At 69.0% G+C, this 11,997-nt stretch carries 7 protein-coding genes; 6 read left to right on the top strand and 1 reads right to left on the bottom strand.

Going from position 1 to position 11,997, the window contains the following annotated elements:
* Positions 1–17: 17 nt before the first annotated feature.
* Entirely contained in the window at positions 18–4,076 is a 4,059-nt protein-coding gene (locus H0X90_RS01755) for a hypothetical protein (protein WP_102898696.1), read from the top strand.
* Between the two features lie 337 nt (positions 4,077–4,413).
* On the opposite strand, the gene H0X90_RS01760 is transcribed toward H0X90_RS01755, so the two are convergent.
* Complete coding sequence (locus tag H0X90_RS01760; protein ID WP_006490776.1) at positions 4,414–5,427, bottom strand: LacI family DNA-binding transcriptional regulator; 1,014 nt, start codon at positions 5,425–5,427, stop codon at positions 4,414–4,416.
* Between the two features lie 235 nt (positions 5,428–5,662).
* Here H0X90_RS01760 and H0X90_RS01765 point away from each other — a divergent pair, with 235 nt between their 5' ends.
* The 5 genes from H0X90_RS01765 (at position 5,663) to H0X90_RS01785 (ending at position 11,996) form a co-directional block, all read left to right on the top strand.
* Positions 5,663–6,817 carry an ABC transporter ATP-binding protein gene (locus tag H0X90_RS01765; protein ID WP_077188963.1) on the top strand — a complete coding sequence of 385 codons (1,155 nt, stop codon included), beginning with the start codon at positions 5,663–5,665 and terminating at the stop codon, positions 6,815–6,817.
* 64 nt (positions 6,818–6,881) lie between these two features.
* Positions 6,882–8,120, top strand: a complete 1,239-nt coding sequence (locus H0X90_RS01770; RefSeq protein ID WP_077188964.1) for an ABC transporter substrate-binding protein — start codon at positions 6,882–6,884, stop codon at positions 8,118–8,120.
* Positions 8,121–8,196: 76 nt separating this feature from the next.
* Positions 8,197–9,114, top strand: a complete 918-nt coding sequence (locus tag H0X90_RS01775; RefSeq protein ID WP_012493718.1) for a carbohydrate ABC transporter permease — start codon at positions 8,197–8,199, stop codon at positions 9,112–9,114.
* Between the two features lie 23 nt (positions 9,115–9,137).
* Entirely contained in the window at positions 9,138–9,989 is an 852-nt protein-coding gene (locus H0X90_RS01780) for a carbohydrate ABC transporter permease (protein WP_006482010.1), read from the top strand.
* A 36-nt stretch (positions 9,990–10,025) separates the two neighbouring features.
* Positions 10,026–11,996 (top strand): beta-galactosidase, encoded by a 1,971-nt coding sequence (locus tag H0X90_RS01785; protein WP_077188965.1) that lies wholly within the window; start codon positions 10,026–10,028, stop codon positions 11,994–11,996.
* Position 11,997 lies beyond the last annotated feature (1 nt).

An 11,997-nucleotide genomic window follows, 5' to 3' on the forward strand; every position in this document is an offset into this window, starting at 1 on the left:
CCGAAATGAGGTTACTCATGAAAACGAAAGCGAAAGCGAACGTGAAATTGACAGGCATTGCCTTGTCGGTCGCGGCCTTGTTCAGCCTGGCCGCCTCGGCGTCCCAGGCGGGGGTGCTGGCTTCCCCGCTGGGAAGTGTCAGCAAATCCGACGGCGTGATCGTCGCAGGCGGATCTCCCGCGCCCGGGGAACTCGTCGGCACCGTGGCGGGATGGGGGAACGGGGTGGTGACGGTCGGCAGCCCGAATGCAGGCGGTATCTCGATCGGGCTGGCAGGGACGGGGACGGGAAGCGCGACCATCGATATCGGTAGCGGATTGCTCGAGCCGGTCGCAGGCGTGGCCGGTACGGTGACGGGTGCGTTGGGTGGTATCGGCGGTGGTGGTGGCGGGACCGGTGGTCTTGGTGGCGTGGTTGGCACGGTGACGGGTTCGCTGGGCGGCCTTGGCGGAAGTGGTGGCGGGACGGGTGGCCTTGGCGATGTCGTCGGAACGGTGGGCAACGCGGCAAGCGGAGCAGTCGGAACGGTGACGGGCGCCTTGGGCGGTGTCGGCGGTGGCGGCGGGACCGGTGGTCTCGGTGGTGTGGTCGGTACGGTAACCGGTGCACTGGGTGGCATCGGTGGCGGTAACCCGACGGGTGGCCTTGGTGGCGTGGTCGGCACGGTAGCGAACACGGCCACCGGTGCAGTCGGAACGCTGACTGGCGCACTGGGTGGTGTTGGCGGCGGGACCGGCGGTCTCGGCGGTGTTGTCGGGACGGTGGGCAACGCGGCAAGCGGTGCAGTGGGTACGGTGACGGGTGCCTTGGGTGGCGTCGGTGATCCGACCGGTGGTCTCGGTGGCGTGGTCGGTACGGTAACCGGTGCACTGGGTGGCATCGGTGGCGGTAATCCGACGGGCGGCCTTGGTGGCGTCGTTGGCACGGTAGCGAACACGGCCACAGGTGCGGTCGCGACGTTGACTGGCGCACTGGGTGGTGTCGGCGGCGGGACCGGCGGTCTCGGCGGTGTTGTCGGGACGGTGGGCAACGCCGCAAGCGGCGCAGTCGGTACGGTGACGGGCGCTCTGGGTGGCGTCGGCGATCCGACCGGCGGTCTCGGTGGCGTGGTTGGCACGGTAACCGGTGCACTGGGTGGCATCGGTGGTGGTAACCCGACGGGTGGACTTGGTGGCGTTGTCGGCACGGTAGCGAACACGGCCACCGGTGCAGTCGGAACGCTGACTGGCGCACTGGGTGGTGTTGGCGGCGGGACCGGCGGTCTCGGCGGTGTTGTCGGGACGGTGGGCAACGCGGCAAGCGGTGCAGTGGGTACGGTGACGGGTGCCTTGGGTGGCGTCGGCGATCCGACCGGCGGTCTCGGTGGTGTGGTCGGTACGGTAACCGGTGCACTGGGTGGCATCGGTGGCGGCAACCCGACGGGTGGCCTTGGTGGCGTTGTCGGCACGGTCGCGAATACGGCGACGGGCGCAGTCGGAACACTGACCGGGGCACTGGGCGGTGTCGGCGGCGGGACCGGCGGTCTCGGTGGCGTCGTCGGGACGGTGGGCAACGTGGCAAGCGGTGCAGTGGGTACGGTGACGGGTGCCTTGGGTGGCGTCGGCGATCCGACCGGCGGACTTGGTGGCGTGGTTGGCACGGTAACCGGTGCACTGGGTGGCATCGGTGGTGGTAACCCGACGGGTGGCCTTGGTGGCGTTGTCGGCACGGTCGCGAATACGGCGACGGGCGCAGTCGGAACACTGACCGGGGCACTGGGCGGTGTCGGCGGCGGGACCGGCGGTCTCGGTGGCGTCGTCGGGACGGTGGGCAACGTGGCAAGCGGTGCAGTGGGTACGGTGACGGGTGCCTTGGGTGGCGTCGGCGATCCGACCGGCGGACTTGGTGGCGTGGTTGGCACGGTAACCGGTGCACTGGGTGGCATCGGTGGTGGTAACCCGACGGGTGGCCTTGGTGGCGTTGTCGGCACGGTCGCGAATACGGCGACGGGCGCAGTCGGAACACTGACCGGGGCACTGGGCGGTGTCGGCGGCGGGACCGGCGGTCTCGGTGGCGTCGTCGGGACGGTGGGCAACGTGGCAAGCGGTGCAGTGGGTACGGTAACGGGTGCCTTGGGTGGCGTCGGCGATCCGACCGGCGGACTTGGTGGTGTAGTCGGTACGGTAACCGGTGCACTGGGTGGCATCGGTGGCGGGACTGGTGGCCTCGGCGGGGTTGTCGGGACAGTGGGCAACGCGGCAAGCGGTGCAGTCGGTACGGTGACCGGTACACTGGGTGGCATCGGCGGCGGGACCGGCGGTCTCGGCGGTGTTATCGGGACAGTGGGCAACGCGGCAAGCGGCGCAGTCGGCACGGTGATGGGTGCCTTGGGTGGTGTCGGTGATCCGACCGGTGGGCTTGGTGGTGTGGTCGGTACGGTAACCGGCGCACTGGGCGGTGTTGGCGGCGGGACTGGTGGCCTCGGCGGTGTTATCGGGACAGTGGGCAACGCGGCAAGCGGTGCAGTCGGTACGGTGACCGGTGCACTGGGTGGCATCGGCGGCGGGACCGGCGGCCTCGGCGGCGTTGTCGGCACGGTGGCGAACACGGCAACCGGTGCAGTCGGAACGCTGACGGGCGCACTGGGTGGTGCTGGCGGCGCGACCGGCGGTCTCGGTGACATCGTTGGCACGGTGGGTAACACGGCAACGGGTGCAATTGGAACGGTGACGGGTGCCTTGGGCGGTGCCGGTGGTGCGACCGGGGGGCTCGGCGGCATCGTTGGCACGGTCGCCAACTCGGCAACTGGTGCAGTCGCGACGTTGGCCGGTGCAGCGGGTGGTCTCGGTGGTGTCGTGGGCGCGGTCGGCAACTCGGCAACCGGCGCAGTCGGGACGTTGGCCGGCGCAGTCGGCGGTGTCGGCGGGGGCGCGACTGGTGGCCTCGGCAGTCTCGGTGGCGTCGTGGGCACGGTAGCCAACTCGGCAACTGACGCAGCCGGAACGTTGGCCGGTGCGGCGGGTGGTCTCGGTGGTGTCGTGGGCGCGGTCGGCAATACGGCAACCGGCGCAGTCGGAACGTTGGCAGGCGCAGCGGGCGGTGCTGGTGGCGTGGCCGGCGGCCTCGGTGGCATCGTTGGCACGGTAGCCAACTCGGCAACCGGTGCACTCGGAACGTTGGCCGGAGCAGCGGGTGGTGTCGGCGGCGCGACCGGCGGTCTCGGTGGCATCGTGGGCACGGTAGCCAACTCGGCAACCGGCGCAGTCGGAACGTTGGCCGGCGCAGCGGGTGGTGTCGGCGGCGCGACCGGCGGCCTCGGTGGCATCGTCGGCACGGTAGCCAACTCGGCAACGGGTGCGGTGGGAGCGCTGACCGGCGCAGCAGGTGGTGTCGGCGGCGCGACCGGCGGTCTCGGCGGCATCGTCGGCACGGTCGCCAACGCCGGTCCGGGCGTCATCAACGCCGTCACCGGTGTCGCGGGCAACGGCGGCGCGCTGATCACGCCGATCACGAGCATCGTCGGCAATCTCGGCGGCGCGTTGCCGGTCGGTGCAGCCACCGGTGCGATCGGCGCAGCGTCCGGCGCGGTAACCGGCCTCGCCGGCAGCGGCACCGCGGCGATCACGCCGATCGCATCGACCGTCACGTCGCTGATCGGATCCGCCACGGGCGGCGCCGGCAACGTCGTTGGCTCGGGCGCCGGTGCGCTCTCTGGCGCAACCGGTGCGGCGGGCTCGCTCGCGACGGTCGCCACTGGTCTGACGGGCTCGCTCGCGCACACCGTGACCGGCACCGCCGGCGCGGTCGCCGGGACCCTTCCGGCACTGAGCGTCGCGCTCAACGGCGGCACGGCAGCCGGTGCGGTCGGCGGGGTAACGAACGCCGCGGGAGCGCTCATCTCCGGCGGCGCGACGATCGCCAACGCGGCGGTGCAATCGGTCGGTTCGGCCGTCGGGTCGGTGGCCGGCGTCGTTCCCGCGCTGGCGGTCTCGCTGAACGGCAATTCCGCGCAAGGGGGCGGTAGCGCGTCGGGCGGTCTGTTGGCACCCGTGACGTCGCTCGTCACTTCGCTCACCGTTCCGGTGATCAAGAAGTAGGCGACGTCGACACCGCGGCCGCCACATGCTCCGGGCGGCCGCGAATCTTCACGCGTCAGGCGCGTCACCCGTGACGCCCGCGGAACGACGAACCATGTCGAATCGCGCGGCGTTGCCTCGGTGACGCGCCATTTTGCATTTGGGGAGTCGCGACATCGGATGCCGCCGTCCCGGATTTCCCGATCGCTTCCCGCCTGCATCGATTCGCCGTGCCTGGAAGGTGGCGATGTGCCGATTTGCGTCGTGGTCGAACGAGAAACCCGAAACCGCGCGACCGACGCCATGCGATCCATTCCGACGCATACGCCGCATCCGCAAACGTGAGCACACCGAAGCGTCAGTCCGGCGCCGTCCCGGTCGATTCGCGCACGACCAGCTCCGGTGCGCCGATCGTATGCACGGCCGTGCTCGGCTCGATCCCGTCGATCATGTCGAGCGTCAGCGCGATCGCCCGCGCGGCGATCTGCGACGTCGGGAACCTCACCGTCGTCAGCGCGGGGCGGAACTGGTGCGCGAGCTGGATATCGGTCATGCCGACCACCGACAGATCGGCCGGCACGCGCAGCCCGAGATCGGCGGCGGCCTGCATCGCGCCGATCGCCATCAGGTCGTTGGTCGCGAACAGCGCGGTGAGGCCGGGCTTCTCGCGCAACAGCGCGGCGGCCGCTTCGTAGCCGCCTTCGATCGAGTCGTGCGTCGACGCGGTCGTCAGCGCGCCGGCCGGATGGCCGCGCGCCGCGAGTTCGTCGGCGAACCCGCGCAGTCGCACCGACTGCGGACCGCCCGACCCCTTGCCGACCAGCGCGCCGAACGCGCGATGCCGCAGCCCGGACAGATGCGCGGCCGCCAGCGCCCCCGCCGCCGCGAAATCGACGGTCACGCACGGCAGCGTGCGCGACGCATGCACGTGTTCCCACATGCACAGCACGATCGATGCGCCGTGACGCGCGATATCCGCGAGTTCCGCTTCGGCGAGATCGGTGTTCATCACGATCGCACCGGCCGCGAGCGTGCCCGCGATCCGCTCGAGGTAGTTGCGCGTGATCGCCGGATCGTCGTCGGTATTGGATACGAGCAGGTAATGGCCGCGCTTGCGCGCCTCGCGTTCGGCGGCCAGCACGAACTCCGGATAGAACGGGTTCGTGATGTTCGACAGCATCAGCGCGAGCGTCGACGTGCGGCCCTCCGCGAGCGCGCGCGCGGTCAGGTTCGGCCGATAGCCGAGTTCGCGGATCGCGGCCATCACGCGCTCGACGGTGGCGGGCTTCACCTTCTGTGGATTGCGCAGCACGTTCGAGACGGTCGCCGCCGTGACGTTCGCGCGCTGCGCGACTTGCGCGAGCGTCACCATGCGCGGCCTCCGATCGGCCGGTTGGCGGGGTGCACCTGACGTGAAGCGGGGGAGTGTCTGCTCATATTCTGGGAATGCGTCCCACAAGTTGCACAGGGACGGCCGATACGCTAATTTCTCGACACATCAGAGGAAGGAGACGACATGGTACGGCGAACCGGGCGAATCGCGCCACTAAAATTTAAGCGTTTAAATTTTCCGGTCCGATGCGTGTGACCGGCGAGAGGAGAACGCGATGACCGCCATTTCAATGAAGGACGTCTCGAAGCGCTACGGCGACCATGCGCCGGTGCTGCGCGACGTGAACCTCGAGATCGCGTCGCATGAATTCTGCGTGTTTCTCGGTCCGTCGGGCTGCGGAAAATCCACGCTGTTGCGGATGATCGCCGGGCTCGAGGACGTGACCGAGGGCGAGCTGCGGATCGGCGGCGCACGGATGAACGACACGCCGCCCGCGGAGCGTGGCGTCGCGATGGTGTTCCAGAGCTATGCGCTGTTTCCGCACATGACCGTGTTCGACAACATCGGTTTCGGACTGCGAATCGCCGGCACGCCGAAGGACGAAATCCGCCGCCGCGTGACTGAGGCCGCGCGCGTGCTGCAGCTCGAAGCGCTGCTCGATCGCAAGCCGAAGGCGTTGTCTGGCGGGCAGCGCCAGCGCGTCGCGATCGGCCGCGCGATCGTGCGCGAGCCGCGCGTGTTCCTGTTCGACGAGCCGCTGTCGAACCTCGACGCGACGCTGCGCGGCCAGACGCGCGTCGAAATCGCGCGGCTGCACGCGCGCTTCACGCAATCGAGTTCGGTCTACGTCACGCACGACCAGATCGAGGCGATGACGCTCGCCGACCGGATCGTGCTGCTGCATGCGGGCGACGACGTCGCGCGCTTCGGCAGCATCGCGCAGGCCGGTGCGCCGCTCGAGCTGTATCACCGGCCGGCCAACCGCTTCGTCGCGGGCTTCATCGGCTCGCCGCGGATGAATTTTCTGCCGGCCGTCGTCGACGCGGGCGATGCGCACGGCTGCCGGCTGACGCTGGAAGGCACCGGCGAGACGCTGACGCTGCGCGATCGCGCGTTGCCGCGCCACGTCGGCCGCGGCGCGCGCGTGACGCTCGGCGTTCGCCCCGAGCACCTGACGATCGGGGCGGCAAGCGACACCGACCTGCCGGCGCTCGTGCGCGACGTCGCGCTCGTCGAGCAGCTCGGCGAAGCCGCATACGTCCACCTCGACCAGCCCGGCGGCGTGCCGCTGCTCGCGAAACTGCCGGGGCAGGCGGCGTTGCGGCGCGGCGAACGGCATGCGTTCCACGTGCCGCCTTCGCGCTGCCATCTGTTCGACGAAGCCGGCATCGCAGTGCCGGCGCTTCACGCCGAAGCGGCGTTCGCCTAGCGGGCGCGGCGCAGACCGGCCGCGCGCGACGCGGCACCCATCACACCAATACCAGGAGACAACGATGAGACTTCGTGCGAGCCGACTGCTGCTTGCCCTGACGACCGCCGCGGCGTGCGCCGCAGGTATGGCCGACGCGGGCACGCTGAAAGTGAACGTCGCGGCGCGCGGCAACCAGCGCGCGACGTGGCAGGCCGTGTTCGACCAGTTCCACAAGGCGAATCCCGACGTGGACCTGAAGGTCAGCTACGTCGGCGAGGAGGCGTACAAGGTGCAGATGTCCGGCTGGCTCGCGACCGATCCGCCCGACGTGCTGAGCTGGAACAACGGCGAGCGGCTCGCGTATTTCGCGAAGCGCGGGCTGATCGAGGACCTGGGCGCGGACTGGCAGAAGAACGGCTGGAACGACACGTATGCGTCCGTGAAGCAGTCGTCGACGTATGGCGGCAAGGTTTACAGCCTGCCGCTCGGCTACGACGCGTACGGCCTGTTCTACCGCAAGGACCTGTTCGAGAAGGCCGGCATCCACGGCGAGCCGGCCGACTGGCCGCAGTTTCTCGATGCGTGCCGCAAGCTGAAGGCGGCCGGCATCACGCCGATCGCGGTGGCCGCGCGCGATGCGTGGACCCTCGCCGCGTGGTTCGACTATCTCGACCTGCGGATCAACGGCTATGCGTTCCACCAGAAGCTGATGGCCGGCGACGTCGCGTACACCGATCCGCGCGTGCGTGCGGTGTATGCGGCCTGGAAGAAGCTGATCGACGACAAGTATTTCATCGACAACGCGCTGTCCTACGACGTCGATTCGCTGAGCCCGCTGATCGTGAACGGCCAGGCAGCGATGACGCTGATGGGCACCTGGTATTCGGCAGGACTGCTGAGCGCGGCGCGCAACCCGATCGGCTTCTTCCGCTTCCCGGTGATCGATGCATCGGTGCCGCTCGCCGAGGACGGCCCGGTCAACGTGCTGATCGTTCCCGCGAAAGCGCACAACAAGGCCGATGCGCGGCGCTTCCTCGCGTTCATGGGGCAGCCGGCGGTCAACGGCGAGTTCGCGAAGGGGATGGGGCAACTGCCGTCGAACAACAAGGCGCCCGAGCCGCAGGACCCGATCTCGAAGATCGGCTTCCGCACGCTCGCGACGACGCCCGGCGGCATCGCGCAGTTCTACGACCGCGACATGACGAAGGAAATGGCCGACGAGGGGATGAAGGCGATGCAGCAGTTCCTGTCCGACCCGACGCAGCTCGACGCGATCCTGCAGCGCCTCGAACAGACCCGCAAGCGCATCTACCGCAAGTAGCGCGCGGCCGGGCCGGCGTGGGTGCCGGCCCGGTGCGTCGTTGTCACTGTACGTTCGTTTCATCGAAGGCCATCTCATGTCGACCAGCCTGTCCGAAAGCGCCGCGCGCCGCGATGCCGGCCCGCGGCGGCCTGCGCGCGCGTCGCTCGCGCGGCGGCGCAACCGCGCGGCCCTGTGGTTCGTGCTGCCGGGTTTCGCGCTCTTCACCGTGTTCGTGCTGTATCCGATCGTCAGCAGCATCTGGCTGAGCTTCCATCACTGGGACGGGATGACGCCGATGACGTTCGCCGGGCTCGACAACTATCGCGAGCTGCTGCAGTCGGACACGTTCACCGTCGCGCTGAAGAACAACGTGCTGTGGCTCGTGCTGTTTCTCGCCGCGCCGCCGCTCGGCCTCGCGCTCGCGCTGTACCTGAACCAGAACGTGTTCGGCATCCGGCTCGTGAAGTCGCTGTTCTTCGCGCCGTTCGTGCTGCCGGGTGTGGTGGTCGGCCTCGTGTTCTCGTGGTTCTACGACCCGACGTTCGGGCTGCTGAAGCTGATCGTCGGGCACGGAATCCCGGTGCTCGGCGATCCGCGCTATGCGACCTACGGCGTGATCGCCGCCGCGCTGTGGCCGCAGATTCCGTTCTGCATGATCCTGTACCTGACCGGGCTGACCGGCATCAACGGCGAGATCGTCGAGGCGGCGCGAATGGAAGGCGCGCGCGGCTTCACGCTGCTGTGGCACGTGATCCTGCCGCAACTGCGGCCCGCGACGTTCATGGCCGTCGTGCTGACCGTGATCGGCGCGCTGCGCAGCTTCGACCTGATCTCGGTGATGACGGGCGGCGGCCCGTTCGACAGCTCGACCGTGCTCGCGTACTTCATGGTCGACCAGGCGATCAAGTACTACCGCGAAGGCTATTCGGCCGCGATCGCCGTCGTGCTGTTCGCGATCATGCTCGTCTATATCGTGTGGCAGTTGCGCAAGCTGGTGCGCGTCGAGTCGTAAGGACCACAGCAAGGACCACCAACATGTACCCGATGCCCGTGTCCCGCTGGGGACGTCCCGCCCGCCTGCTGTACCGGTTGTCGTTGCCGTGCGCGCTCGCGCTGTGGCTCGTGCCGCTGCTCGCGGTGCTCGTCACGTCGATCCGCTCGACCGACGAGATCGTGGCCGGCGATTACTGGCGCTGGCCGAAGCAGTTCGCGCTCGTCGACAACTACGGTGCCGCGCTCACGCAAACGCCGATGCTCCATTATTTCGCGAACAGCCTCCTGATCACGGTGCCGTCGGTCGCCGCGTCGATCCTGCTGGCGTCGCTCGCCGGGCATGCGCTCGCGAACTACCGGTTCCGCGGCAATCTCGTGCTGCTCGGCCTGTTCGTCGCCGGCAATTTCGTGCCGATCCAGATCCTGATGATTCCGGTGCGGCAGATCATGCTCGGCGTCGGCCTGTACAACACCGTGTGGGCGCTCGTGCTGTTCCACACCGCGTTCCAGACCGGCTTCTGCACGCTGTTCCTGCGCAACTTCATCCGCGAGCTGCCGTTCGAGCTGATCGAGGCCGCGCGCGTCGAAGGCGCGTCCGAGTGGGCGATCTACTGGCGCGTCGTGCTGCCGCTCGTGCGGCCCGCGCTCGCGGCGCTCGCGATCCTCGTGTTCACGTTCGTGTGGAACGACTACTTCTGGGCACTGTGCCTCACGCAAGGCGACGACGCGGCACCGATCACCGTCGGCGTCGCCGCGCTCAAAGGGCAGTGGACGACCGCCTGGAACATCGTGTCGGCCGGCTCCGTGCTCGCGGCGCTGCCGTCGGTCGCGATGTTCTTCGCGATGCAGAGGCACTTCGTCGCGGGGCTCACGTTCGGCGCGACGAAGGGCTGATCCGTCCCATCCTCTTTCTTCAGCAAGGAATCCACGATGCATCTCGGCGTTTGCTATTACCCCGAACACTGGCCGCGCGAACAATGGGCGTACGATGCGCGGCGGATGGCCGAACTCGGCCTGACGCGCGTGCGGATCGCCGAATTCGCGTGGAGCCGGATGGAGCCGGAGCCCGGCCGCTACGACTGGGCGTGGCTCGACGAAGCGATCGACACGCTCGCCGGCCAGCACCTGAAGATCGTGCTCGGCACGCCGACCGCCGCACCGCCGAAATGGCTCGTCGATCGCCATCCGGAGATCCTGCCGGTGGGCGCGGACGGCGCGGTGCGGCAGTTCGGTTCGCGTCGCCATTACGACATCGCGAGCCCGGTGTATCGCGCGCATTGCGTGCGCATCGTCGACGCGATGGCGCGGCGCTACGGCGCGCATCCGGCCGTGATCGCGTGGCAGACGGACAACGAAATCGGCTGTCACAACACGCTGCCGAGCTATACGCGTGCGGCGCTCCACGGCTTTCGTGCGTGGCTTGCCGCGCGTTACGGCGATATCGGCGCGCTGAACCGCGCGTGGGGCAACGTGTTCTGGAGCATGGAGTATCGCGGCTTCGACGAGATCGAGCTGCCGCGCCATACGCCGACCGACGCGAATCCCGCGCATCTGCTCGATTTCCGGCGCTACCAGTCGGACGAGGTCGCGCGGTTCCATGCGGTGCAGGTCGATGCGATCCGCCCGCACGCGCCCGGCCGCGACGTGCTGCACAACTTCATGGGGTTTTTCACCGAATTCGATCATTACGCATTCGCGCGAAGCGGGCTCGACGTCGCCGCGTGGGACAGTTATCCGGTGCCGCGTACCGAAGTGCTGCCGCTCGACGAAGCGGACAAGCAACGCTGGGCCCGCACCGGGCATCCGGACGTCTCCGCGTTCTCGCACGACCTGTATCGTGGCGTCGGCAACGGCCGGATGTGGGTGATGGAGCAGCAGGCGGGGCCGGTCAACTGGGGGCCGTACAACCCGGTGCCGCACGCCGGCGCGGTGCGGCTTTGGACGTGGGAAGCGTTCGCGCATGGCGCGGAGCTCGTGTCGTATTTTCGCTGGCGGCAGTATCCGCATGCGCAGGAGCAACTGCACTCGGGGCTCAACGCGCCGGACGACCGGCTGGCGCCGGGCGGCCACGAAGTGGCGCGCGTCGCACGCGAAATCGCCGCGCTGGATCCCGCGCTCGTCGCCGGCGAGTGTGATGCGGCCCGTGTCGCGCTGCTGTTCGACTACGAGGCCGACTGGATGATCCGGATCCAGCCGCACGGCGCCGATTTCGACTATCAGCAGCATGCGTTCGACTGGTATCGCGCGCTGCGCGAACTGGGCCTCGACGTCGACATCGTCGCGGCCGGCGCCGACGTGTCGCGTTACGCGCTCGTCGTCGCGCCGACGCTGCCGGTCGTCACGGATCGCATCGTCGAGCAGGCCGCGAGCGGACACGCACACTGGCTGTTCGGGCCGCGCACGGGTTCACGCACCGCTGAATTCGCGATCGCGCCGGGTCTCGCACCGGGCAAGCTGCGCGATGTGCTACCGGTGCGGATCGGCCAGGTCGAGTCGCTACGGCCGTCGCTCGCGCCGCGTGTGTCGTTCGACGGCATCGACGGCCATGCGCTGAAATGGCGCGATCACGTCGATATGGAGGCGGCGCGCGGCGCAGACGTGCTGGCCGCCTGCGACGACGGCGTGCCCGCACTCGTGCGGCGCGGTCGCGTGACGATGGCGACGGCCTGTTTCGACCGCACGCTGTTGCGCGCGATCGTCGCCCGCTGTGCGAGCGATGCCGGCCTGTTGGTGCGCGCGATGCCGGACGGTGTGCGGTTGCGCCGACGCGGGCGCGTGACGTTCGCGTTCAACTACGGCGACACGCCGTGCATGCTGCCCGCGCCGGGCGGTGCCACGTTCGTCCTCGGCAATCGCGACCTCGGCGCGGTCGACGTCGCCGCCTGGGTCGAGCCGGACTGAC

It is taken from the genome of Burkholderia sp. 9775_39 (genome assembly GCF_015712225.1).
In the GTDB taxonomy this organism is placed as follows: Bacteria; Pseudomonadota; Gammaproteobacteria; order Burkholderiales; family Burkholderiaceae; genus Burkholderia; species Burkholderia cenocepacia.

Coding starts and splice junctions, on each gene's coding strand:
- H0X90_RS01755 (WP_102898696.1), top strand. CDS start 18: ATGAAAACGAAAGCGAAAGCGAACGTGAAATTGACAGGCATTGCCTTG.
- H0X90_RS01760 (WP_006490776.1), bottom strand. CDS start 5,427: ATGGTGACGCTCGCGCAAGTCGCGCAGCGCGCGAACGTCACGGCGGCG.
- H0X90_RS01765 (WP_077188963.1), top strand. CDS start 5,663: ATGACCGCCATTTCAATGAAGGACGTCTCGAAGCGCTACGGCGACCAT.
- H0X90_RS01770 (WP_077188964.1), top strand. CDS start 6,882: ATGAGACTTCGTGCGAGCCGACTGCTGCTTGCCCTGACGACCGCCGCG.
- H0X90_RS01775 (WP_012493718.1), top strand. CDS start 8,197: ATGTCGACCAGCCTGTCCGAAAGCGCCGCGCGCCGCGATGCCGGCCCG.
- H0X90_RS01780 (WP_006482010.1), top strand. CDS start 9,138: ATGTACCCGATGCCCGTGTCCCGCTGGGGACGTCCCGCCCGCCTGCTG.
- H0X90_RS01785 (WP_077188965.1), top strand. CDS start 10,026: ATGCATCTCGGCGTTTGCTATTACCCCGAACACTGGCCGCGCGAACAA.